Source organism: Rhizobium sp. CG5, from assembly GCF_023701945.1.
Classification (GTDB): Bacteria; Pseudomonadota; Alphaproteobacteria; order Rhizobiales; family Rhizobiaceae; genus Allorhizobium.
This window is the reverse complement of record NZ_JABAEF010000002.1, coordinates 313,452-336,303: the sequence shown is the minus strand read 5'-3', so window position 1 is coordinate 336,303 and position 22,852 is coordinate 313,452. Positions and strand designations below refer to the sequence as shown.

The following is a 22,852-nucleotide window of genomic DNA, read 5'->3' as shown; positions in this document are numbered from 1 at the left end:
GTGCCGACTCCGCTTGCGGGCACGATAGGAGCCTCGATTTGACATCCTCGACACCGAACCAGGACGAATACAGCGCGGGCCTTACAAGCCGGGAACAGGACGCAACCGAGAACCGGCTGACGCTGACAGCGCAGATCGTCTCGGCCTATCTGCAGCGCAACGTTACGCCTGCCGCGGACATTGCGCGCCTGATTTCAGAAACCTATTCGTCGCTTTCCACCTGCAGCAATGCAGCGCCGGCCCCGGTCGAAAAACTGCGGCCTGCCGTGCCGATCGAGAAATCACTGACCGACGAGTTCGTCATCTGCCTTGAGGATGGACTGAAGTTCAAGTCGATGAAGCGTCATTTGAGAACGCAGTACAATTTGACTCCAGAAGAATATCGCAGGAAATGGGATCTTCCGGCATCCTATCCGATGGTCGCGCGAAACTATGCCAAGAAGCGTTCCGATCTTGCCCGCGCCAGTGGGCTTGGCAAGCGGCCAGCCTCCACCGAATCCGCCCCTCCGGCCGAGCAAATGCCCGCGACCTCTCAGCGCACAGAGAAAAAGCGGCGCCTGCAACTGGTCTGAACCGGCCGCTGGCGCGCGCCAGTCTCGTGCGCCTCACATCCCAGCGAGATAGATCTGCCGGCCGCTTAGGCCGCGCAGTCTATCGCTGACCTGCCGGAGCGCGGATCGGCGAGCTTGAACCTATCGACCAGTGACATCAGCGCATCGGCCTCATCGGCAAGCTGGCGCGTCGCGGCATTGGTTTCCTCGACCATGGCGGCATTGCGCTGGGTCATCTGGTCCATCTGGTTGACAGCCGAGTTGACCTCGCCGAGTGCGTCGGACTGCTCGCGGCTGGCGGTGGCGATCACATAGACGCGATCCGAGACTGTGACGATCTTCGAGGAGATTTCCGCAAGGACAGTACCGGTCTGCTGGACAAGTCGGGCGCCGGACGACACTTCCGTGCTCGATCTGTTGATCAGGTCCTTGATCTGCTGGGCCGCATTGGCCGAGCGCTGGGCCAGTTCGCGGACTTCCTGGGCAACGACGGCAAAGCCCCTGCCGGCCTCGCCGGCCCTGGCCGCCTCAATGCCGGCGTTCAAAGCCAAAAGGTTGGTCTGGAAAGCGATCTCGTCGATCACGTCGATGATCTGAACAATCTGGCCGGAGGCCGCCTCGATGCGGTCCATCGCCTTGATGGCATCGGCCACGACGGCAGACGAGGTATCGGCCGCTGTCTTCGTCTCGCCGACGATGCGGTTTGCCTCTTCGGCACGGGCCGCCGAAGACTTGACCGTCGTGGTGATCTGTTCGACGGCCGCCGCCGTTTCCTCCAGCGATGCCGCCTGCTGCTCGGTGCGCTTGGCCAGTTCGTCAGCCGACTGGCTCATCTCGCCGGCATTGCGCTGGATCATGTAGGTATTGGAGCGGATCTGCGTCATGGTATCCTGCAGGCGTACCAGCGAAGAATTGAAATCGTTGCGCAATTGCTCAAGACGACCGAAGAACGGCGTCTCGATCGTCTCCGATATGTCGCCCTGCGACAACCGGCCAAGGCCCCTGGCCAGCGCATTGACGGCAAAGTCGATCTGCCGGTCGGTTTCCTGCTTGTCGCGATCGTTGCGGCGGCGCTCTTCCTCAACCTCGGTCCGCTCAGCCTCGCTGCGGTTCTCGATCTCGATCTTCGACAGGGCGTTCTGTTTGAAGACGCCAAGGGCACGGGCCATCTCGCCGATCTCGTCGACGCGGCTTTCGCCGTTGATGCGCGTGTCGAGCACGCCTTCCGCCAGCCGGCGCATGGCGTCGGTGATCTGGCCGATCGGACCCTTGAAGGTGATGACCAGGCCGATGCCGGCAAACAGCGAGATCAGGATCCCCAGCGCGGTCGCGCCGATCGAAATCGAATTGGCGCTGTCCCGCTCGACGCCGGCGCTCTGTTTCTGCTGCTCGGCAAAGGAGGTCAGCTGGCTCCAGATCTTATCGAGGTCTGCCGCCGCGACCTGAAAATTGCGGACCCGGTCCTCGGCGATCTTCACGAGATCGGCGCTTGCCTTCTCCATGGTTTCGATGGCGGGCGCCAGCTTGGCCTTCAGGGGCGGCAGGAAGTCGCGATCGGCGGCACTGGCTTCGAGCGTTGCCAGATCCTTGCGCACGCTGGCGAATTCCTGCGTCAGGCGGGTCAGGTTCTGGCTGGTGGGCGCCAGCATGAAGCGGGCCATCATGACCTGGATCGAATAAGAGGAACTGATCAGGCTGCGGCTGTTGTTGAGGATGGCCTGGGCCCTTTGCAGAGGCTCGTCGAGTTCACCGAAGCGAGCGGTGGCGTCCTTCATCTTCTGCTGGGCGGCGATGCCCAGATAGGCGGACATCTGGGTGAAATTGCGCAGCCGGGCCGTCATCTCGTCGACCACCAGCTGGGATTTGTCGCCGGCAGCCACCATGCCGCCAAGATCCTTGATGATCGTGTCCAGCGTCTTGGCCGCCGACTTGTTTTTCTCCGGCAAAGAGATGGACAGCAACCGATGGCGCGTCTTCATCTCGTCGAGGCTCGCGGCAACGAGATCGAATTTTTCCTCAGGCGTCTTCAACTTGCCGAATTTGCTATTAATGCCCGAAAGGATCGTGGCGCTGAGTGCGATATGGTCGGCATCGCGCAGCATCTGCTTGGCAGCGGTTTCGTCATCCTCTACCGCGCGCGACACCTTCTTCATCGCCTCGTTGATGTCGATCTGCGAACTGACGATGGCGCTGACGCCCTTCTGCAGGGACTGTACCAGGCCGGTTTCGGTCTCGTGCAGGCTCCAGAGGGTGCCCATATGGCCGACCACGCCATCGACGTCGGAGATTGCCTGCTGCAGCTCTGCGCGGCCATCGGCATCGGCATCAAGCTGCGAAAGCGTGGCCCTCAACGTGTCCTGCTGGCTTTGCAGCTTGTCGACGACCTTGTCCCGGCTTTCGGCGGTGGCGTTTTTCAGGAAGTCGTTCATCGCGCCGGATACATCCCGGAAACCGCTCAAGGATTGCAGGACGCTATTGGATAGCTCGATCCGACCCTGAAGTAGTCCAGACGCGTAGAGACCGGTAAAACCGACAGCCGTGATGCTTACGACGAACGGTAAAATGAAGATCAGCACCTTTGTCTGGATCCTGAACCGGGACAGGATACGATCAATAAACATGCCTTCTACGCTCCCAAGACGTTGAATATCCAAAACAGCAATAGCGGCAACACTGCAAATAACGGGCAGTCACCATGTTCTGATCGGACATCGTATACTAGGGAATGCTGCAGAATGATTAAAAATAGACAAAAATCAGACGAATGAGGGCGCCAGGGCACCGACTGAAAGCATCCCTATGCCGGTGGCGCCGGTCAAAGGTCCATCTGTCGTTCGGCGCAGCTCGTTCGACCTGACGTCGCCGGTCTTGGCGGGCGCCGGTTCGCCGTCCGTCAATGGGCCGAGGAGCGACGCAGCTTCTGCCGCGGCATGTTCAACGGCCTGCGCCCCTCGTTGACGGCCGCCTGGCGACGGGCCGGCACCACCTGCGCCACGGGCTCCGGTTCGCTTACCTTGCGCAAACCAAGCCGGAACATTGCGATGTGCATGAGAAACACCGGGATCCCGACGAGATATCGCCGCCACAGGCGGTCAGGTTCCAGGCTCAGGCGGTAAAGCCATTCGCAGCGAAAGTGCCGCACCCAGTTCGGAGCCCTTGGCACCGTGCCGGATATGAAATCAAACAGCGCACCGACACCGATCACCAGGCGCGCATGCTCGGCGCGGATGTTGTGGGCCATCCACTTTTCCTGCAAAGGCGTTCCCATGCCGATCAGAAGAATATCGAGATCGGCATCCTCGATCCGGTCGAGCACATCATCCGTGTCGGCTGGGCTGAAGAACCCGTCGGAAATCTCGATGAAATCATGCCAGGGTGCATGCTTGCGCAATTGTTCGGCAGCGGCCGTCAGCACATTCCTGCGGCCACCCATCAAACCCACCCGCTTGGGGCTGTCCATGTAGGTCAGCAATGCCGGGACGAAGTCCGTGCCGTTGAGATTGGCGGTAAATGCGCGCCCGTGCAGGACACCGGACGCCAGATCGATACCGAAGCCGTCGGGCAGCACGACCTGCGTATCGAGCACCGCGCGATATCCGGGATCGGCCATCATGATATTGGCATTGTTGGCATTGAGAAAGGCGATCTGCGTCTGCCCGTCCGGCAGCGAGGCCAGTTCATTGACAAACGACAGCGCGCCATCCCAGGGCAAATCGAAGACCGGCAATCCGAGGATTGCCCGGCGCGGAGCCAGCAGCGTGAAAGTGGGAACAATGTTCATCGACCAAGCCCTTCATCATGTCGGGAAGCGCCGTTCGTTGAAATCGTGGATGCAGGGTCCGGGTGTTCCAGACCCACGCCAAAGGCCAGCGCAGCTGATGCGCCTTCGGTCAATGTTGCCATAATCCGGTGGAGAGAATGAGATCGCATAGGGCCACGCAAAACAAGAAACGACTAAGCATCGGATATAGCAGGCGAGGTTGAAACCTGGCTTAAACTAACCCTTAGATTTAAGCCTGTAAAATTAAGGTTATCGTAACCATATTTTGGGCCGACGGTCCAACGGGCTGTGCTATCATCTCAAACAAAAAGGCCCGAGCATTGCTGCCTGGGCCGTCTTCAGATGCACTTGCCTTAACTCGAAAACCTAGTGACCGGCTTTTGCTGGTTCCGGCGGCGCCTGGCCTTCGACGATCTTGACCGGCTGGCCGGGCGGTTTGGCGCTTCCCTCACCGTTGGCGCGAACATCGTCCTTGGAGAGATAGTCGAGCTGCTCGATCAGCACTTCGTTGACCATGCCCTCGCCGAGCTTGGCGTTCATGTCGGTCTTGATCGTGTCCCGAAACGAGGCGACATCGAAGGCGGCGATATTGCTGATATCGACCATCTTGTTGCCGACCAGAAGGGTGAAAAGTTCATCCGTCATCAGTTCCGTCATCGGCAGATGAAGACCCTTGGACTTTTCCTTGTCGACCATGAAGGAGATCTTGCTGAGGAAATAGCCCTTGACCTTGCCGTCGGCGATCAGCGGTATGGTGATCGATTCACCGGGGACCACTTCCAGCGCCGCCTTGCGGGCGGCCTCTTCGTCGACGACGGCCGGAGCCGTCGCCATCTGCACGGAGACGTAGACCGCACCCAGAGCAACGACACAGACCCATATACCGGCAAACAGCAGCTTGACCATCACGTCTCACAGAAGAGGAATTGTTCCTGGGAATAGGTGCCGTCGGCATCGGCATCCTGAACGGCATTCTTGAGCAGATCCGCCACGGCCCGGACCGCATTCATATGAGCTTCGACGCGCCTTGCATTGAGCGCCAGCTTTTTCTTCAAGGCATGCATCTGCTCGACGTAGCTGGCCGCCAGATCGTTCGGCGCAGTGTCGCGAAACAGCATGGTCAATTCATAGAGGCACCGGCTTTTGCGCGCATTCGACACCTTGAGGTCGAATTCCGGGTCTTTGCCGATCCGTTGGTTCTCGTTGTCGACGATCATTTCGAGCCGTCCGAGAACCGATTTGATGCGATATTCGCTAGAGACATATTCCATATTTCTGCCCCACATTCAATTTCTAGGCCTGAGCCTGTTCGGAAGACGAGACGCCTAAAGTTTTGCGCTCAAGGTCGGTCAACATGTTCATGGCAACGCTGCGGTCATCCTCGTCGGTGACGACATTGACGACATCCTTGCCGCGGCGTGCCTTGACCTCGTCGGAGAACATCTGCTCGGCGATTCCGACACCGCCGCGCTCGGACAGGACCTCGCCGATCTGCTCGGCCATCATGCTCTTCCACATCTCGCCGGCATTGCCCTTGCCGAACACGGCCTCGCTGTCGGAGGGCAGCATCGACTTGACGAAATTCTGCAGCACCACGGCCTCGAACTGCCGGTAGGTTTCCGGGACTTCGCTGGATTTGCCGCTGGCATTGCCGAGACCGGCCTGGGTTGCGGCGCCATTGAGGACTCCTACCGCCGCTTCGAAGCCGGCGCCTTTTTCCGCGAGACTTGCCGCCTCATAGGACGCGCGGCTCGTTTTCAGCTTTTCCTGCGCTGCCTGGACATCCGTCGGATCAGCCGCTCGGACAACATCCAGCACAAGGTCACTCGGGGGGGAAATCGCCACGTCATAATCCTCATTTCTAATTACCGGCGGACTATGTCTTGTGAAGCTTGCTGGAGGCTGGCGTGGCAAATCGCATATCGACGAGGTCGTATATGGCGTTATCGTCGACTTCGCGATCTTCGAGAACGCGGGCGTCCTTCATGTTTCCTTCCAGACGGTCCGCCTTTGTGCGCTCGCGCAGAACCTTCATTTCCTGCAGTTTCTGAACGCCGGCCAGTTGTTTCTCGGCGGCCGTCAGCCTGCCGAAGCGATCGGCATAGCTCTGGGCGAACAGCCGATGCACGGGGTCGAGCGAGCCAATCGCCTCGATCACCCGTTCCAGATCAAGGGCCACTTGCAGACGCTGCTTGGCAGTCGCGGCCAGATCACTCTCGGCCATCTTCTCCAGATGGCGCTGCACGGCGACGAGACGCTTCAGCTTCTCCGATTTCTTGGCCGGCCCCATGCGCCTCTCCTAACTGCCCAGGAAGATCCGGGTGAAGTTTTCGGCAAACTGGCGGACCAGGGCGGCTATGGACAGGTAGACCAGGAACAGGCCGCCCACCAGAAGATAGGGCGTCGAGATGAAGTAGATCGGGATCTGCGACGCCAACTTGTTGATCAGGCCGATCGAAAAGTTGAACATGAGGCTGAAGATGATGAAGGGACTGGACAAGCGCAGCATCAGCATGAAGGTCGCCTGCAGCGTATCCGTCATGGTGATCAGCATCCTCTGCGTGTCCGCTACGCCGCCGAGCGGCAGGATCTGGTAGGAATCGATCAGCGCCCGGAAAACGATATGGTGAAAATCCATCATGAACAGCAGCAGCAAGCCGCCGAAGCTGATCAGATTGGTCAGCTGGTTTTCAGAGGTATCTTCCAGCACGTCGGCGGTGCCCGGCGCGTTGAAGCCAATCGACATGGTCAGGACCGCTCCCGCAAATTGCAGTCCCAACGTGTAGATGCGGGCGATCATGCCATACATGGTGCCGATCAGCGTCTCGGTGACGATCAGACCGACATAGGTGGCCCCACCTCCCGTGACGCGCGGATAGATCGTGTCCCAGAGAAGCGGCAGGACCGCCATGGACATGGCCAAAGCAATATAGAGGCGCAATTGGGCGGGAACACGCGAGGTCGAAAATCCCGGCAGGACCATCATGCATCCGCCAATGCGGCAGAAGGCCACAAAAAAGGCGAGGACAGTCCCCTCGGGGTCGTTGATCATGAAATGGAACCCAGGATCTTTATTTCGATGCCCTTGGCCAGTTCCACATGGGAGAGGACCGGCAAAGTGGCAAACAAACGTTCGATGATCATGCGCACATAGGAGCGTGTTTCGGGCGATGTGACAAGCACAAAGGGCAGACCGCGGTCCATGAATTCACGGATGACTTTGCTGGCCTGTTCGCTGAATTCTTCCAGGCTGCGCGGATCGATATCGAATTCGACGATTTCGCCCTTGGCATCGCGTTTCAAGGCCTGATGGAAGACCAGGTCCCACTTGCTGCCGAGCCGCAGAACCCTGAGCACGCCATTGTCGGTCAAGTCGCCGCAGAGTTGCTGGGCCATGCGCACCCGCACATGCTCGACGATCTGCTCGGTCTTGCGGACATGGGGCGCCAGCTCGGCGACCGCCTCGAGAATGAGGTGCAGGTTGCGGATGGAGACCCGCTCGGCCAACAGCAGCTTCAGCACGGCCTGCAGACCGGAATAGGACATGTGCGACGAGCAGATTTCGTCGGCCAGCTTCTTGTATTCCGGATCAAGCCTGTCGATGAGGATCTTGACGTCCTTGTAGGACAGCAGTTGCGGCAGGTTGTTGCGGATGACTTCGCTGACATGGGTCAGCACCACAGAGACGTTGTCGATCGGATGGAAGCCTTCGCGCTTCAGGTCTTCGGTAAAGGTCTCCATGATCGACACGGCCGGCATGCCGAAGGCCGGTTCGCGGATCTCGTCACCCGGAACACTCGGCTTGCGGCCGGCCCCGGTGACAACAAGCACTTCGCCGACGCGCAGCTGGTTTGAGGCGACCGTGGTGCCGTGGATGCGGATATGATAGGATTTTTCCTGGATGCCGATATCGTCGGTAACCTTGATTTCCGGCACGACGAAACCGTATTGGCTGGCAAATTTCTTGCGCATCTTGCCGACCCGGAATGCCAGTTCCTGATGGGCGCCCAGCAGCCTGGTAGACACCAGCTTGCCAAGGGCAAGCTCGATTTCCGCGGTCTTCAGGACGTTCTTGACGGAGTCCTTTTCAGCCTCCTTGGTCTGAACGACCTTCTTTTCCTCCTGATCGCGCTTGACCTTGTTCTCAGCCTCGATCTGGCGCGGGATGAACCATGCGCCGAAGGCCATGATGCCGCCAAGCGAGATGAACGGGAAGAATGGCAGACCAGGAATGAGAGCGAGAAGAACCATCAGGCCGGCGGCGACGGACAGTGCACGGGGATAACCGCTCAGCTGATTGATAACCGCCTCGTCGGTCGAGCCCGGTGTGCCGCCACGCGTCACGAGCAGGCCTGCGGCCAGCGATACGATCAGCGCAGGGATCTGCGTCACGATGCCGTCACCAACCGACAGCTTCACGAAGACGTCGGCGGCCTCGCCGATTTCCATGCCGTGACGGAAATAGCCGATGATGATGCCGCCGAATACGTTGATGGCGGTGATCAGCAGGCCGGCAACCGCATCCCCGCGCACGAACTTGGAGGCACCGTCCATGGCGCCGAAGAAGGAGCTTTCCTGCTCCAATTCCTGGCGCCGGTGCTGGGCCTCCTTCTCGTCGATGATACCCGCCGACAGATCGGCGTCGATCGACATCTGCTTGCCGGGAATGGCATCGAGGGTGAAGCGCGCACCGACTTCAGCGATACGGGTCGCGCCCTTGGTAATGACGATGAAGTTGACGGTGACCAGGATCAGAAAGACGATCAGACCAATGACAAAGTCGCCGGACATCACCAGGCTGGAGAAGCCGGCGATAACACCGCCGGCGGCCGAGTGGCCTTCATGTCCGTGCGAGAGGATGACGCGCGTCGTGGCGATGTTGAGCGCCAGGCGGATCATCGTCGAGATCAGCAGGATGGTCGGAAAGGACGAGAAGTCCAGCGGACGCCTGATCCACAGCGAGACCATCAGGATCAGCACCGAGAAGCCGATCGAAAAGGCCAGCCCCATATCGATCAGGAACGGTGGAATCGGCAGGAAAAGAATACAAAGGATCGCGACAATGCCGGCCGCGAAGCCGATATCACGGCCGTTGGGGCTGACCTTTGGGATAGATAAAGCCGGTATTTGCGCCATTTACAGTCCGTCTCTTCATGAGAAGGCGGTCGGCGGAAAGGTTTCCACGACCAGATGACTACTTGGGTAGACGGTGAAGCTTGCGCGAAGGTGGCCGGAAAAAAACGAGCCTAAGAGCGGCACTTGAAGAGCGGCATGCAGAACGCTCCTGGGCCCTCTCCACCAAGACCGCCTGGTCTTCTAGAACCCGGTCTGAACGCGGGAAAAGACCAGGTTGGAGAAGAGCGAGATCTGCGCGCCTACGAAAGGCGCGCTGATACCGATGGTGATCATGATCGCCAAGATCTTCGGAACGAAGGTCAGGGTCATTTCCTGGACCTGCGTCAGGGCCTGGATCAAAGCGATCGTGACCCCGACGATCATGGCGGCCATGACAGCCGGTCCCGATGAAATCAACACCGTCCACACAGCAGCCTGCATGATATCGAGAGCATCAGCTTCATTCATGGACAGCACTCCAAAGGCCGATGGCCTTAAAACGAATCGATCAACTGTCCGTCGTTGTATCACTATCCGTGTCGGTATCGGTATCGGTATCCGTATCCGTGGTATCCGTCACCTCGTCCGAGAAGGACATGCCGACTTCGAGCAGCAGTTCGTCGCCATCTTCGGTGATCAGGACCACGCCGTCCGAATAGACTTCGACTTCCTTGATCATGCCCGAGGTTTCGCCGTCAGCCGTTGTGACCGCCTTGCCGATCAGATCTCCAGCCCGCGTCAGCGCCTCGGCCTGCAGCATGCTCTTCAGATGGGTGTTCGTCTGGATGGTCTGCTCGACCTGCGAGAATGTCGCAAGCTGGGCGACCTGTTCGGAGGCGTCCATCGGATCCGTCGGGTCCTGATTGGACATCTGCGCAATCAACAGCTGCAGAAAGCTGTCATAATTGAGCGAGGCATCGTCCGAATCATCCGTGGAAGATCCGGCATTTACCCACGGATTGGAAACGGTACTGCTCGAAGTCGTGCTAACTGCATCTACCGCCATGGTGCGATCTCCTTGCGAATCTGTTCGATAGTGGCCGGAGCCATTTCCTGATTGTTGAGGATGCGATCCTCGATCGGGTAGAGCGCGCGGATCGCCTTCAGCGCGTCAAAGGCCCGGCCCGACGTGACCATGCCGTCAATGCGCTTCAGTTCGGCCAGAACCTCTTCATCCTGGAAGCAGGAGACCAGCATGATGATCGACTTGCGGAACATGGCCATGGACTGGTCCCGGCCTTCCGGGTTGATCAACATCATCTGGGCGATGAAGTAGAGCTGCCGAAGTGGCGTGTTGGCATCTTCCGGCTGCAAGACGTGGTTTTCCAGCAGGAAGGTAACGTCGTTCAGAAATTCCAATGCAACCTTGCGATCAACGCGCAACACCGCTCCATTGATAAAGATTCGTTCCCCAGATTTCAGCGATATGCGCAGAGTGCTCTTCATTTAAGTCCATCCCTGATGATGGTTGTAACGTCTATGATGCCCTGATAGTTGCTGGACTGTCGTTTTCGAATTCGCTCGCATTCCTTCAAGATCCATATCGCAATGGAGATCAGGTTTGCGCGCAATTCAGCTCCCAGCTGGTTCTCAGGCTGCTTAAGATCCTCGATGAAGCGGATCCATACTCGTCTGGTGTAGAACAGCGCTTCGATCGCCTCTCGCGAGTAACCGCCGTGGTCGCGCGCCGCCGTCAGAAGGTCAATCGACCGGCTCAATGCTTGCCGTTCGCGATCCTTGGCGTCAGCGACGCCATCCTCCATGATTTCGGCATAGGAAAACTGATACATTTAGATTTCCTTCATTTCTTACTTCATCCTTTGCTCATCAAAGGAAATTGACAAGGCTCAGCTGCTGTATTCTCGATGTCAGTGTGTAGGACGCTTCGACAAGCGAGAGCAGATTGTTGACCCGGGTCGACGCCTCATAGGCATCGACACCGACGATATCCGAGAGGTGGGTATCGATGATGTCCTTCTGGACCGCCAGGGATTCATTGGCCCGCGTCACGCGATCCTGCGACAGGCCCATCTGGGTGCGCTCTTCGTTGATGCCGGTCACCGCGATGCCCGTATAGCCGATCGCCTTGTCGCTGACGACCTTGCGGACATCGCCCTGCAGGTCCATGCCAAGAAGCTCGAGCGACACAACCGCTGCCATGGCGAAATTGCGCATTCCGTCGGCATTGATGCTGGTCGAGGTTTCAACGACTTCCGTCTTGCTGATCCGGCTGGTCATGCTTTCGTCGGTGGCGCTCGACCAGTTGGTGGTCCAGTCCGAGCCTGAAAACATCGGCTCGACGACGTTGGTCAGAAAGTCTTCCATCTGTGTGGCGGTGATTCCCGACGTTGCCGAATCGCTCTGGGTGAAGCCGAAATACGACTGGAATTCCGTGTCGAAAGCCGCCTTGGCGGGAGAGGCCGGGTCGAGATAGTTATCGAGCGGCTGCACGTCGGTATTGATGCCGGAAAACAGGTATTCGCCGTTAACCGAGGTATTGGCCATGCTGGTAAACGTGTCGAGCGCATCGCGGATGGAACGGGTCGCCACAGCAAGGCTTGTGGCATCCTGGCTACCACTCAGCGAAACCAGCGAATCCATCATGTTCTGTCCGCTGGTTGCCATCTGGTTCATGGCCTCCTCGGAGGCCTCAAGCCGCTGCTCGACGATTGAATTGGTGTCGATCAGCGACTGGAGACGCAAGACATCGCGATTGAGATCGAGCGCGACAGCGGTATCGGCGCCAAGCTCGGCGCCCACATCGGCATATTTCCCGGTCGTGACTTCCGTCTGTGCATCGATCAGCTGGTTCTGCGACTGCTGGATCGTCAGCCGCATCGCATTCTGTATGGCCAGATTTGATACGTTGGATGTCTTCATGACTTATCCCGCCATCTCTATGAGAGCGCTCAGCATTTCATCGACTGCGCTCAATAGTTTGGTCGACGCCTTGTAGGACTGCTCGATATCAAGGAGCAGCGACAACTCCTCGTCGAGACTGACCCCGGTTTCATTCTGATAGGCTTGGGTCGCTCTCTGCAGCAGCGCCGCCTTGTTTTCGGAAGCGGTCGTGGCATTCGAGCGAAGCTCTTCGAGCCAGCCGACCGAGTCGGTTGAGTAGGTCATCAGGCTGGCCTGATCGTCAAGCTGGGCCGCCGGGTCGAAGGCCATGTCGGCCTCCATGCCGGTGACATAGCCATCGAGAAGCTCCGAATAGCCGCTGCCGCCTGTGGTGTTCCAGACATAGGAGGAACCATTGATGCCGCCGTCTCGCAACAGCATCGGATCGCCGCCAGCCGAGGTCAAAAGAGCCTCGTTGACTTTGATCGTCGAGGCAATGCCAGGTTCGACTGTTCCGGCTGCCGGCGTATAGGCCGGCGGCGTGCTCGGTTCCCACGTGAAGAGGCCGGGCATTTCCGAACCCGATGCCGACGGATCAACTTCTGAAAAGACCGTGACCAAGCCGCGGGCCACTTCGTCAAGCTGGCTCTGGAAAACCGGGGCGATCTCGTCGCGCAGCTGCAGCGATGCGGCAAGTGAGCCCTGAGCCGTGGTATTGCCGCCCTCGCCGCTATCGACCGCAATGCCGTCGATATAAAGTGGGTTCCCCTCGGTTGTCGAACCGTAGGCGATGATGCGATCGAAACTGACCGTGCGCGGCGACGTTTCGAACAATGTCGTCCCGTCTGCCGTGTAGAGCACCATATCATTGTTGGTGCGGGTCACGGCCGTGACGCCGATGATCTCCGAGATCTGCTTGGTCAGCGTTTCGCGCTGGTCCAGTGCATCATTGGGATCGCCGTTGACCGCTGTCGCAGATGTTACCGAGTCATTGGCGATCTTGAACTCGGCCAGCAGGTCGTTCAGCCTGGCGACGGATGTTTCGATTTCCTGATCGGCTTGCGCGCGCAGGCTCTGAACGCCCTCAGACGCCGTGTTCAGCGATCTGGCGACATCCTGAGCCGTATTGATGGCCGTTTCGGCCAAGGAGAGTTCGCCGGGCTTCGAAGCGAAAGCCTGCAGGCTATCGCGCAATTCGGCAATGTAAGTCGAGGGTGACAATTCATAGTCATTGCCACCCAGCAAGGACTGAAGCTGTTCCAGACCGTCCAGCAGGGTTTCCTGGCCACTGCTGCCCGCCGTGCTGTCCAGCGTCTGGCGCAGCAGGGCATCATTCTGGGCGCGCTCGGTCGTCACGATCTGCGCGCCGTATATCGTCGAACCGACGACAGCTGAACGCCGCACATAGTCTGCGTTATCTGCGTTGGCAATGTTCTTGGAGATCACCGAGGATTGTTCACCGGTGTTCCTGAAGATGGCTTGAGCCGTATTAACTGCAGATGAGAGCGACATTTTAGCTGCCTTTTACGCGCTTCGATTAACGCTTCAGATTGATCAGTACGTCCATCAAGTCCGAGCCGGTCTGGAAGACCTTGGAATTTGCGGTGTAACTGCGCTGGGCCTCGATCATTTCCGTCAGTTCGCTCGCCAGGTCGACGTTCGAACTTTCCAGGGCGCCCGAGACAATGGATCCGAACGAGCCGCTGTCGGCAAAGCCCGTGGTGATGACGCCAGAGTCGGAGCCGGCACTGTAGACGTTGCCGCTTTCGACGGTGAGGTTGTCCGGGCTCTCCACGGTCGCCATGGCGACGCGGTAGAGCGGTTCGGTGGTGCCGTCGGCGTAAACCGCGGACACGGTGCCGTCTTCAGAGATTTCCACACTATCAATGCTGCTCGGCGCATTGCCGTCCACGTCCGCAGACGCAACCGTGAAATCGTAGGACAACTGGGTCATCTCCGACAGATCGATGGTCAGCGACAGCGGCACGGTGCTGCTTGAGTCGGTGAAGGAGATCGAGTCGCTACTTGAGGAATCCAATTCCCCGGTCGTCGCATCGAACGTCAAAGTCGTGCTGGCCAAGAGGCCGGTCGGCGAGTAAGGGAACGACGTGCCCGACGTGGCTTCGTCGTTACGGAACACCGAGACTTCCCATTCGTTGTCGCCGGTCTTGGTGTAATAGAAATCGTACAGCACTTCGTTGCCGAGGCTGTCATAGGCGACCAGCGAGCTCTTGTCCGTATATTCACTGGTCGACGAATTGAGTGCCGGAGTGTCGCCGGTGACAGTCTCAGAGCTGGAGTCGAGGTTGGCACTGAATTCGCCTGTCGTGGAGGCTGTCGCGCTCAGTGACGACTGACCGACATTAATCGCTTCGAGACCATCAAACCCGTTGACGACCGCGGCCGGCGTACCGGAATCGTAAGAATAGCCGAGAAGCGTGTAGCCGGCCGAATTGACCAGATAACCTTCCTCATCGACCTGAAAGGAACCGGCGCGCGTCAGATAGGTCGAGTCACTGGCATCGGATACTACAAAGAAGCCATCACCCTGGATCGCCAGATCCGTTGTTGACGTTGTGTACGTCAGTGCACCCTGCTCTGAAATCGAATACCGAATGTTGGAATCGACGCCACCAGAATTGTACGAACTGCCCGTCGAGGGCAAAACCATGGATGAAAATGAAGTGTAGGCCTTCTTATAACCGGTTGTACTGGAATTGGCGATATTGTCACCAACGGTGCTCAGGCGGTTTGCCTGTGCGCTCATTCCCGACACCGCGGTTTTCATAGTACCGAAAAGACTCATAATAAATCCCCGTTTCTATCGTCGTTTCAAAGAATAAAAGGCGGGCCTTGCGTGAAGCTGTCTGGCGCGATGCCTTTAGACAACTTTGATGGAAGCAAGGCCCCCGCCGGTTCGGTCCTCAGACCGTAAAATCACTTCCAATCAATGCAGTAGCCAAGAAAACGCTTCGAATCGACTGGGTCGACGCCAAGCTTTTTCCGCAGTTTCTTGCGCAGTTTGCTGATGTGACTTTCCACAACGTTCTCTTCGACTTCCTCATCGAAGATTCCGTAGATGGCACTGAAGATCTGGGTCTTCGACACGCGGCGTCCGCGGTTTGCGACTAGATATTCAAGAATACGGCGCTCGCGCCGGGGCAATGGAAAGATTTCGCCGGAAATCTCCGGATCCCGTCCATCCGAGTATACCCGGATCGAGCCAATTTCAGTATAGTTGGATATTGCCTTCAAGCGCCGGCGAATTGCCGCCGCCCGCGCCAGGATTTCGCGTGGATGCACTGGCTTGCGAACCACGTCATCGACGCCGCTGTCAAAAAGCGCCAGTGTGGCTTCCAGCGACGGGTGGTCGCTGACTGCGATCACCGGTGCCGTGGTTCTGTCACGAATTGCCCTGGGCAATTCAAACGCGCGATCGCCTTGGCCGATCAGAAACGCTTCGACTGCAGCGATGTCTGAATCGGCTGCCGTCGTGACCCATTCTCCAAATTCCGCCGGATCAAATCCGGTCGATGGGATTCCCTCACGTCCGAAGAGTGATGTGTACCCATCTTTAACGAGCTCGCGCTCATCAACCACTACGATCATTCGTCCGCCTCCGAATCAGTGTGGTGTTTCAACACCCTATCGGTACGAATCGCGGGAATCAGGGACAACTGGAGAAAGTTAATGATAGTTATTAACAATTGATTAAGATTTTAGTGGTGATTTGATCTACATATAGTGGGTAGCGACCAAATCAGCCACAATTCTCCAGTGGAAAAGTTAACGCATGGTTAACGTTTTGCTTGCCAGACTTTTTTCTTCCGCATTATGGACACATTTCAACGAACACGTCCCACGGTTGATGCAAGCAATCATCGGTTGCTATTCACCGCAAAATTGACGGGCATTCAACGTCCATTTTCCGTACCCGGTCGCCACCAGATTGGCGATAACACGACACACATAGCGCTTCTGAGCAGGGTCGTTGTTGGGGCCCGCATGGTATCTGGCTACCGCCATCGTCCATGTCTCATGCCGATCATGAAGGTTGCTGAGGAACTTTGCCGCATACTCCACGTTGCGGCGAGGGTTCAGCATCTCTTGTACGGAGGCAAAATTCTCCCCGTGAAAGTGGTGATTGATCTGCATACAACCGATATCGATGAGCTTGGCTCCCTGCCGCCGGGCCGTCGCGAAGGCTTCCAGAACCTCCGGTTCTGACGCCAGAAACATGGCTTTGCCTTCGATATTCATGGCATAAGGCTGCAAGGATCCCTTGCGTCCGGTTTCCGTCAGGCCGACGGAGTATAGAATGCCCTCCGGGACTCCATACTTGGCCGCTGCGTGCTGTATCTCGCGCTCGCAGATGCCGACCGAAGCGCTGACTTCAGAGGTAAAGCTGACCAGAACCAGCGCCGCGAGTGCCGTCCACGGACGCCTGGTTCGCGGTTGTTTCATCGGACGATACTCCCAGAGTCTGATCATTGCCCAGCGAGGATGAGAACGTGTCCTGCGACCGGCTGTTGGCGGCTCCGCCCTGCCCGCCACTCTGGGCGGATTGCTGGCCTGAGAACTGCCCGCCGGACTGGCTGGTGTCGCTCGCCGTCTTGTCACTGCTGACGATGCTGATCTGCACCTGATCGACGCTGAAACCCTGGGCTCGCAGGGTCTTGACGATCTCGTTCTGGTCCTCGCTGAGCTTGCGGTACGCCGCGCTATTCTCAACGACCAGGCTGACGGACAGTTCATCACCGACGAGGCGCAACGTCGCCGTCACGTTGCCGAGATCGATCGGGCTCATCTGGATCTTCAAGGTGTTGAGCACCTTGCCGCCGCCAGTCGTTGCATCGGTTGCCTCTGTGCCGGCACGCATGGCACTCGCCCAATCGCTGTCACCCATCATGCTCGCGGCGATATTGGCGGCATTGGAGGTCTCGGCAGGCGCCAGATAGCGCCGGCTGTCGAGCACGGTGACGGTCGGAAGGGTATCGGCCGTCGTAGCCTTGGTGTCGGCGCCCGCGGCATTGTCACTGCGCACGCTGACTGCGGCCGATTCATACTTCGCGTCGGCCCGAACAGCCCGGAAGGCCTCATCGGTGGGCGTTGTCTCCTGGGCCACAGCGTTGCCGGTGACGGGCGTCGAAGCGGTAGCACTCTTGGCGGCCGTCTTGCCATCGGCCGTCTTGCCATCGGCCGTCTTGCCATCGGCAATCGCGCCGACTGACCTGCTGCTGGCGTCTGTGGTTACGGTTTCCTCGGCAGTGTCGGATGACGAGGCGGACGCCTTGATCTGATCCGCCATCGCCTCGGCCAATGCGGCATCCACCTCTTCGGCGGTGGCGGTCGTGTTGCCGCCAAGCAAAGACAGGACGGCTTCGAGATCCTCGTCGCTGGCCTTGGACTCCTTGCTGCCGTCTTCGATCTGTTCGGCTTCGGTTGACGTTTTTTCAGACGTACCGGTCTGCCCGAGACCGGACTTCGCCGCCAGCTGCAGTGCTGCAGCCTCGTCGGCCGTCATGGTCGTCTCCGCGCTATCGGACAGGGCGCCCAGAGCGGCCTTCGCAACCTGCTCGGCTCTATCGGTCTTTGCTGCGGTGGTATCCGTTGCAGGCTCGTCGCCATCGACCGTGCCGGCGCCAGTATTGTCGACGCCAGTGCCATCAGGGGCAGCGAGATCCGTTGCCTTTCGCAGTCCGGCAACGGAGATGTCAAAGATCGGCTTGACCTTGCTGCCGGTCTTCACCGTGTCCGCTGCGTCCTCGGAAACATCCGTGCTGGTGCCATCGTCAGCGAGCAGCTCGGATGCGTCCTCGTCGGCGTCGATGGCCGTGTCCTGATCGTCGCCGGTCGCGTTTTTCTGCGAGGCCGCCTTCGACAACTCGTCGGAGAAGCCGCTCTTGGACGACGATGACGCACCCGTGCCTGATCCGCGCGCCGGCGCCGAATAGGCTTTGGTGTCAGCGACAGCAACGTTTCCCGAAAGACCGGCATCCATCATCTTGTTGCACTTTCTTCATTCAGCAGCTTATCGATTTCTTCGAGTTTGGAACGGCCAGTATCGACAAATGACTGGAAGGCCGGATCGTTCGCCGTGCCCTCTTCACTCGTTCCGGCAGGTTTATCCGCAACGGGTACAGGTGCCGCTGCACGCTCGGCCGCTGTCATTGCGGTCGGGTCATCCGAAGCCGTTTCGGGAATAACGGCCACAGGAGTGGTTGAGTCGGCTTGCGTCGGGCTTTCCATCACAGGAAGACGCAGCACTTCCTCGGCAACGGCCTGGGCAGCGGTGCGCAAGGCGCGATCGGAGGGAGACAAGTTTTCATCGGAAATATCCAGGATTGCCTGCATGGCGGCCTCTACGCTCCCGGTCGAGACATCGGCGACGCCGCCGTAAAGATCGGCCAAGGCATCCATGCCATCGTCCACCTGGCCCGACAGGGCCTTCGCATGGGAGGCGCCCAGCCGTGCCAGCTCGGTATTGCCATTGATGGCGGCCTGCCTTGCAATGCGCAGATACACTTCCCGTTGGCGCGGCTCGTCCATGAAGGAGAGTGTCGTCAGGATATACTGCTCATCCAGCTTGTCGAAATGGTCGACCACGAGACGCACGAACAGATCGGCGAACTGGCTGGCATAGGGGGAATGCAGAAAACGGCGGGCGTAGCGATTGGAATAGGCCGCACCCTTTTCGACCATGCCGGTATCGAGCGTTATCGACAGGGAGCGGCGCAGGGCCGCCTCCTCGACGATCGTTCCGGGAGCGGTCAGTCGCGCCCAATCATAGAATTTGAGGGCGGCGGCGGGGTCCCGGGTAATGGTCACATTGCCGGCTACGAGCGCGAGATAAGGGCCGATTTTCTGATCGCGATATTCCGGCACCATCTCGGCAAGGCTTTTAGCGATCAGGGTGCCCTTGCCGCTCAGGTATTTGCGCAATGCATCCGTGACGCGATTGTCAAAATTGCCGTCGACGTCACGCGCCACCAGGAATTCCAGGGTGGCCGGATTGCCGCCGCTCATGGCGTAGATCAACGCTGCATCGACATTTCGCGGTTCCTCGAAAACGGAGGCATCCGAACTGCGCAAGCGGCTATCGATGGTCTCCAGCATGAAGCGCTGCATGTCTGCCGCCGAATGGTCGCCCAGAACGACGGAATCCTGCACGAACTGCAGCGACCGCAGCATGCGGAATGGTTCGATGGAATCCAGCGTCTGCGCGCCAAGCGGTCCCGTCGAGGCGAGCCCGAGGGCTGCCAGAACAATTACACGGAACGGCCTCATTGCAGCTGCCATGGTGCTATCCCTGACCCGCCTGGATCAGGATCTCGATGCGCCGATTGGCATCCGCCAAGGGGTTCTCGGGCACCTGAAGACGCCGGTCGGCATAGCCGGAGACCTGGCTGACCCTGTTCTCGCTCAGGCCACCGCGCACCAGCATGTAATAGGCGCTATGGGCGCGGGCCATGGAAAGGCGCCAATTGTCGTTCTCCGTGCCCTTGAACTGTCGACCATCGGTATGGCCGCGAATGAGGATCGATCCCTTGCGGCCTTCGAGGATCTTGCCGATCTTCTCCATCGCCACCACCAGTTCCTTGCGCGGAACGGCGGAACCGACGTTGAACATCGGCGTCTGCGCCTGGTCGCTGATGGTGACCAGCAGACCACCTTCAGCCGGCGTGACGATCAGCCCTTCGGCCAGCTTGCCGGCGACTCCTCCGATGGCGGTCTCGATACTTTCGCGCAGAGCCTTGGCATCGGCGTCCTTCTCCTTGTCGAAATCCTTGGTCTTGTCCGCAACGTCCTGCGCTGTGACCGGTTTCGAGGGATCGGCATCCTTGCTCTTGTCTTTGGCTGCAATGTCTTCGGCACTTGCCGGGCGTGGGATTGGAACGGCGACAGCCACCTCCTGATTGGCCTCGATGGCGGCTGCCTCTGCCGGCGTTTGGTCGGCAGCAGACAGGTCGGGGGTGCGCGGCGTACCGGGCTCGCCCTTGGCCGTCTGCACCTGCTGCGTCCAAAAATCGGGATCGAACGGGTCGCGATAGGCCTCGCCGCCTTCGGCACCGGTCGAGGGACCGGAATCGCTGGCGCCGCCCTCGCCCTTGGCGCTGACATTGGCCTGCTGGCCGACTTCCTGTGCGATTTCCGCCAGAACGGAGTACGGGTTCTCGAAGAAATCCGCCTCGGAATAGTTGGCCTGATCGCCGGATGTCGCGGTCTGGTCCTCGCCGGTCGCCGCCGCGGCACCAACCGTCTGCTCCTCTTCCTTGACCTTCGAACGTTCCTGCTTTTGCTCGCCCTCGGCCTGGTCCACAGGCTTTTTCAAGCCTTTTTCGGTCGGCTTTTCGTCGGACAATTTGATCGGGTTGAAATAGCTGGCAACAGAAGCCTTGGTTTCCTCGTTGGCGGCATTGACCAGCCACATGACCAGAAAGAAGGCCATCATGGCGGTCATGAAGTCGGCATAGGCAATCTTCCACGCGCCGCCATGGTTCCCATCATGATCGCCGCCACCATGACGCTTGATGATGATGATCTCATTCTTGCCGTGATGGTGATTTTCGCCGTCGCTCATCCCAACACTTTCTTAAGGCTGGCTGCAAAAGCCGATATGCGGGTGACCAGAACGGTATCGGCAAGATCGACTGTCAGATCCAGATCGTCCGCCTCGACATGGCTCAGCCGCTCGGCGGATTCCGGCAACTCATCCTTGAGCATCTCAAAGAGAGCAAGTGGTCCCCTGACCGTGATCACGCCTGCATCACCGGCCATGACGGCCTGCTCGATCAGTTGCGCTAGATCCTTGACGGTATTCTCGGCAATGTCCCTTGAGATCAGCGGCGCGAGTGCGGCGACGGACTGCTCTGCGACCGAGGCCGCGACTTGGGAGGCGATCAGGCGAAGGCAGTCGGCGATGAGCCGGCCTGTTGCGGCCTCGTGGGCTTTCTGCAGGGCGGCGACCTCGTCGCGGTGCCTGGCATCCAGCGCCTGTCGGTCGCCCTCGTATTGTTCACGCAGCGCCCGTTCCGCCGCTTCATGGCCTTCGGCATAGGCCTCGCGTCTCTCCGCCTCAAGATCGATCGGATCGGGAGCGCTCAAAGCCGGAAAATCGCTGTCATCGAAATCCAGGCCGGAGGCGCCGAAGCCGACATCGTCCGTGGTGACTGTCGCCGATTGCGGAGCGCTGAAGTCTTTCAGATAGCGTGCAAGAGGCATGCTCATAGGACGCGCCCTCCTGCTTGCGCAAAAACGCGCCGACGCGATGCGCCGACGACCGACAGGCCGGAATTTGGGACCAGTTCAAAAATCTTTGTCAACTCTACACCCACGATCCGTTTCAATCCCGGGACATCCGGCTATGCTTGTGCCGATCGGCGCCGGAAAGACGCCACATGGAAAACTAGAAGGTCAAACTTGTGCGAGGATGAAGGTGTTGGACCGCGCGCCAGGGCAGTTGCGCGGTCCAACGGTTCCACCTGATGCCGATGACCGGCGGCACGGTAGAGGGGAAATCAGTCAACTCCGGCCCGTCGATCAATGCCTTACTTGAACAGGGTGAGGATGTTCTCGGCATTGGTATTGGCAATGGACAGAGACTGAATGCCGAGCTGCTGCTGGGTCTGGAGCGCTTTCAGCTTCGTCGACTCTTCGTTCATGTCGGCATCGACCAGTCGACCGACGCCCTTGTCGATCACGTCCATCAGGGTCGAGACGAACTCGTCCTGCATGTCGATACGGCTGGTGATGGCACCAAGAGTGGAAGCCGAATCCGTCAGTTGCTGGAGAATGGCGTCGACGGCGCTGATCATGCCGTCCAGCGTATCGTCGCTGGTGGTGGTTCCGATTTCAATTTCCGTGCCGGTAGCGGTGGTGGTCGAGCTGGCATCGATCAGAAAGTAGGTGCCGCTGGTCGTGCCGGTGCCCGACGGCTCTTCAACGGTCACGCCTCCGGTCAAAATGCCGCGGGATGCGTCATTGGTGTCGATCAGCACGGATTCGGATGTGTCGAAGGCAAGCGTCGTCACGGAAACGGTGCCGTCCGTGGCGCGATTGAACGACGCGACGATTTCCTTGGTTCCCGGTGCGGCCGTCGATTCGTTGTAGAGCCAGTTTTCGCCGGAGAAGGACGCCGATTCGGAAATTGACGCCAGCTGGTTCTTAAGTTCGGCCAGTTCCTTGTTGATCTTTTCCTTGTCGACACCCGGCTCGCGAGCCGCAACCAGCTTGGACTTGATTTCGGTGACGACCTCGACCGCCGATTCCAGGCCTGTATAGGCCGTATCTGTCTTCGCGGCGCCAAGGCCGAGTGCATCCTGAACGGTGGAGAGTGCTGCGTTGTCGGAGCGCATGGTGGTCGCGATCGACCAGTATGCGGCGTTGTCGGCGGCCGTGCCGACCCGGTAACCGGACGATACGCGTGCTTGCGTTTCCTCCATGTTCGAGTCGATCGAGCGAAGTGTCTGAAGAGCCGCCATCGCGGCGGTATTGGTCATAATGCTGGTCATTGATTGGTGCCCCATGAAGGTTACGGGACATACCGGACTGTAAATCTATTGAT

The 22,852-nt window shown here is 58.9% G+C and carries 23 protein-coding genes; 1 reads left to right on the top strand and 22 read right to left on the bottom strand.

From position 1 onward, the window contains the following. The first annotated feature begins 38 nt into the window (after positions 1–38). Entirely contained in the window at positions 39–572 is a 534-nt protein-coding gene (locus HGO38_RS05015; protein WP_502941497.1) for a Ros/MucR family transcriptional regulator, read from the top strand. Between the two features lie 65 nt (positions 573–637). Here the strand turns inward: HGO38_RS05015 and HGO38_RS05010 are convergent, their stop codons facing one another. The 22 genes from HGO38_RS05010 to HGO38_RS04905 form a co-directional block, all read right to left on the bottom strand. Further along, the gene (locus tag HGO38_RS05010) at positions 638–3,172 is read right to left on the bottom strand and encodes a methyl-accepting chemotaxis protein (RefSeq protein ID WP_250954816.1); all 2,535 of its coding nucleotides are present in this window, start codon (positions 3,170–3,172) and stop codon (positions 638–640) included. Positions 3,173–3,444: 272 nt separating this feature from the next. Continuing rightward, positions 3,445–4,332 carry a WecB/TagA/CpsF family glycosyltransferase gene (locus tag HGO38_RS05005; protein WP_250954815.1) on the bottom strand — a complete coding sequence of 296 codons (888 nt, stop codon included), beginning with the start codon at positions 4,330–4,332 and terminating at the stop codon, positions 3,445–3,447. Between the two features lie 366 nt (positions 4,333–4,698). Continuing rightward, complete coding sequence (locus tag HGO38_RS05000; protein ID WP_250954814.1) at positions 4,699–5,238, bottom strand: hypothetical protein; 540 nt, start codon at positions 5,236–5,238, stop codon at positions 4,699–4,701. Further along, positions 5,238–5,603, bottom strand: a complete 366-nt coding sequence (locus HGO38_RS04995; RefSeq protein ID WP_250954813.1) for a hypothetical protein — start codon at positions 5,601–5,603, stop codon at positions 5,238–5,240. The genes HGO38_RS05000 and HGO38_RS04995 overlap by 1 nt, the downstream gene beginning before the upstream one ends. Positions 5,604–5,625: 22 nt before the next feature. After that, on the bottom strand, positions 5,626–6,177 hold the full coding sequence (locus tag HGO38_RS04990) for a rod-binding protein (protein WP_250954812.1): 552 nt from the start codon (positions 6,175–6,177) through the stop codon (positions 5,626–5,628). A 31-nt stretch (positions 6,178–6,208) separates the two neighbouring features. After that, positions 6,209–6,622 (bottom strand): hypothetical protein, encoded by a 414-nt coding sequence (locus HGO38_RS04985; RefSeq protein WP_250954811.1) that lies wholly within the window; start codon positions 6,620–6,622, stop codon positions 6,209–6,211. A gap of 9 nt (positions 6,623–6,631) precedes the next feature. Then, positions 6,632–7,384, bottom strand: coding sequence for a flagellar biosynthetic protein FliR (gene fliR, locus HGO38_RS04980; protein WP_250954810.1), 753 nt, complete (start codon positions 7,382–7,384; stop codon positions 6,632–6,634). Further along, complete coding sequence (flhA, locus tag HGO38_RS04975; RefSeq protein WP_250954809.1) at positions 7,381–9,468, bottom strand: flagellar biosynthesis protein FlhA; 2,088 nt, start codon at positions 9,466–9,468, stop codon at positions 7,381–7,383. Before flhA ends, fliR begins: the two co-directional genes overlap by 4 nt. Positions 9,469–9,648: 180 nt before the next feature. Beyond that, a complete protein-coding gene (locus HGO38_RS04970; protein WP_250954808.1) occupies positions 9,649–9,915 on the bottom strand; it encodes a flagellar biosynthetic protein FliQ in 267 nt (88 codons plus the stop codon). A 40-nt stretch (positions 9,916–9,955) separates the two neighbouring features. After that, positions 9,956–10,453, bottom strand: a complete 498-nt coding sequence (gene flgD, locus HGO38_RS04965) for a flagellar hook assembly protein FlgD (RefSeq protein WP_250954807.1) — start codon at positions 10,451–10,453, stop codon at positions 9,956–9,958. Beyond that, a complete protein-coding gene (gene flbT, locus HGO38_RS04960) occupies positions 10,444–10,893 on the bottom strand; it encodes a flagellar biosynthesis repressor FlbT (protein ID WP_250954806.1) in 450 nt (149 codons plus the stop codon). Before flbT ends, flgD begins: the two co-directional genes overlap by 10 nt. Then, entirely contained in the window at positions 10,890–11,237 is a 348-nt protein-coding gene (flaF, locus tag HGO38_RS04955; RefSeq protein ID WP_250954805.1) for a flagellar biosynthesis regulator FlaF, read from the bottom strand. The genes flbT and flaF overlap by 4 nt, the downstream gene beginning before the upstream one ends. A 37-nt stretch (positions 11,238–11,274) precedes the next feature. Continuing rightward, the gene (locus HGO38_RS04950) at positions 11,275–12,327 is read right to left on the bottom strand and encodes a flagellar hook-associated family protein (RefSeq protein WP_250954804.1); all 1,053 of its coding nucleotides are present in this window, start codon (positions 12,325–12,327) and stop codon (positions 11,275–11,277) included. Positions 12,328–12,330: 3 nt separating this feature from the next. Further along, the gene (gene flgK, locus HGO38_RS04945; protein WP_250954803.1) at positions 12,331–13,800 is read right to left on the bottom strand and encodes a flagellar hook-associated protein FlgK; all 1,470 of its coding nucleotides are present in this window, start codon (positions 13,798–13,800) and stop codon (positions 12,331–12,333) included. A 25-nt stretch (positions 13,801–13,825) separates the two neighbouring features. Then, positions 13,826–15,094 carry a flagellar hook protein FlgE gene (locus HGO38_RS04940; RefSeq protein ID WP_250954802.1) on the bottom strand — a complete coding sequence of 423 codons (1,269 nt, stop codon included), beginning with the start codon at positions 15,092–15,094 and terminating at the stop codon, positions 13,826–13,828. A gap of 131 nt (positions 15,095–15,225) precedes the next feature. Continuing rightward, a complete protein-coding gene (gene rem / locus HGO38_RS04935; protein WP_250954801.1) occupies positions 15,226–15,897 on the bottom strand; it encodes a transcriptional activator Rem in 672 nt (223 codons plus the stop codon). A gap of 279 nt (positions 15,898–16,176) precedes the next feature. Continuing rightward, positions 16,177–16,752: a transglycosylase SLT domain-containing protein gene (locus HGO38_RS04930; RefSeq protein ID WP_250954800.1), complete on the bottom strand. Its 576-nt coding sequence runs from the start codon at positions 16,750–16,752 to the stop codon at positions 16,177–16,179. After that, positions 16,682–18,292, bottom strand: coding sequence for a flagellar hook-length control protein FliK (gene fliK, locus HGO38_RS04925; RefSeq protein WP_250954799.1), 1,611 nt, complete (start codon positions 18,290–18,292; stop codon positions 16,682–16,684). Before fliK ends, HGO38_RS04930 begins: the two co-directional genes overlap by 71 nt. Next, positions 18,289–19,587 (bottom strand): chemotaxis protein MotC, encoded by a 1,299-nt coding sequence (motC, locus tag HGO38_RS04920; protein ID WP_250954798.1) that lies wholly within the window; start codon positions 19,585–19,587, stop codon positions 18,289–18,291. Before motC ends, fliK begins: the two co-directional genes overlap by 4 nt. 4 nt (positions 19,588–19,591) lie before the next feature. After that, positions 19,592–20,869 (bottom strand): MotB family protein, encoded by a 1,278-nt coding sequence (locus HGO38_RS04915; RefSeq protein WP_250954797.1) that lies wholly within the window; start codon positions 20,867–20,869, stop codon positions 19,592–19,594. Beyond that, positions 20,866–21,516: a GTPase gene (locus tag HGO38_RS04910; protein ID WP_250954796.1), complete on the bottom strand. Its 651-nt coding sequence runs from the start codon at positions 21,514–21,516 to the stop codon at positions 20,866–20,868. The genes HGO38_RS04915 and HGO38_RS04910 overlap by 4 nt, the downstream gene beginning before the upstream one ends. Before the next feature lie 320 nt (positions 21,517–21,836). Next, positions 21,837–22,799, bottom strand: coding sequence for a flagellin N-terminal helical domain-containing protein (locus HGO38_RS04905; RefSeq protein WP_250954795.1), 963 nt, complete (start codon positions 22,797–22,799; stop codon positions 21,837–21,839). Positions 22,800–22,852: the final 53 nt, after the last annotated feature.

What these genes read in the sequence shown, in the direction of transcription:
- flgK (WP_250954803.1), bottom strand. Translation starts at nt 13,800, where the DNA reads ATGTCGCTCTCATCTGCAGTTAATACGGCTCAAGCCATCTTCAGGAAC.
- fliR (WP_250954810.1), bottom strand. Translation starts at nt 7,384, where the DNA reads ATGATCAACGACCCCGAGGGGACTGTCCTCGCCTTTTTTGTGGCCTTC.
- HGO38_RS05000 (WP_250954814.1), bottom strand. Translation starts at nt 5,238, where the DNA reads ATGGTCAAGCTGCTGTTTGCCGGTATATGGGTCTGTGTCGTTGCTCTG.
- motC (WP_250954798.1), bottom strand. Translation starts at nt 19,587, where the DNA reads ATGGCAGCTGCAATGAGGCCGTTCCGTGTAATTGTTCTGGCAGCCCTC.
- flhA (WP_250954809.1), bottom strand. Translation starts at nt 9,468, where the DNA reads ATGGCGCAAATACCGGCTTTATCTATCCCAAAGGTCAGCCCCAACGGC.
- flbT (WP_250954806.1), bottom strand. Translation starts at nt 10,893, where the DNA reads ATGAAGAGCACTCTGCGCATATCGCTGAAATCTGGGGAACGAATCTTT.
- HGO38_RS04930 (WP_250954800.1), bottom strand. Translation starts at nt 16,752, where the DNA reads ATGAAACAACCGCGAACCAGGCGTCCGTGGACGGCACTCGCGGCGCTG.
- HGO38_RS05005 (WP_250954815.1), bottom strand. Translation starts at nt 4,332, where the DNA reads ATGAACATTGTTCCCACTTTCACGCTGCTGGCTCCGCGCCGGGCAATC.
- HGO38_RS04905 (WP_250954795.1), bottom strand. Translation starts at nt 22,799, where the DNA reads ATGACCAGCATTATGACCAATACCGCCGCGATGGCGGCTCTTCAGACA.
- HGO38_RS05010 (WP_250954816.1), bottom strand. Translation starts at nt 3,172, where the DNA reads ATGTTTATTGATCGTATCCTGTCCCGGTTCAGGATCCAGACAAAGGTG.
- flaF (WP_250954805.1), bottom strand. Translation starts at nt 11,237, where the DNA reads ATGTATCAGTTTTCCTATGCCGAAATCATGGAGGATGGCGTCGCTGAC.
- HGO38_RS04940 (WP_250954802.1), bottom strand. Translation starts at nt 15,094, where the DNA reads ATGAGTCTTTTCGGTACTATGAAAACCGCGGTGTCGGGAATGAGCGCA.
- HGO38_RS04995 (WP_250954813.1), bottom strand. Translation starts at nt 5,603, where the DNA reads ATGGAATATGTCTCTAGCGAATATCGCATCAAATCGGTTCTCGGACGG.
- HGO38_RS04985 (WP_250954811.1), bottom strand. Translation starts at nt 6,622, where the DNA reads ATGGGGCCGGCCAAGAAATCGGAGAAGCTGAAGCGTCTCGTCGCCGTG.
- HGO38_RS04950 (WP_250954804.1), bottom strand. Translation starts at nt 12,327, where the DNA reads ATGAAGACATCCAACGTATCAAATCTGGCCATACAGAATGCGATGCGG.
- fliK (WP_250954799.1), bottom strand. Translation starts at nt 18,292, where the DNA reads ATGATGGATGCCGGTCTTTCGGGAAACGTTGCTGTCGCTGACACCAAA.
- HGO38_RS04910 (WP_250954796.1), bottom strand. Translation starts at nt 21,516, where the DNA reads ATGAGCATGCCTCTTGCACGCTATCTGAAAGACTTCAGCGCTCCGCAA.
- rem (WP_250954801.1), bottom strand. Translation starts at nt 15,897, where the DNA reads ATGATCGTAGTGGTTGATGAGCGCGAGCTCGTTAAAGATGGGTACACA.
- HGO38_RS04915 (WP_250954797.1), bottom strand. Translation starts at nt 20,869, where the DNA reads ATGAGCGACGGCGAAAATCACCATCACGGCAAGAATGAGATCATCATC.
- flgD (WP_250954807.1), bottom strand. Translation starts at nt 10,453, where the DNA reads ATGGCGGTAGATGCAGTTAGCACGACTTCGAGCAGTACCGTTTCCAAT.
- HGO38_RS04970 (WP_250954808.1), bottom strand. Translation starts at nt 9,915, where the DNA reads ATGAATGAAGCTGATGCTCTCGATATCATGCAGGCTGCTGTGTGGACG.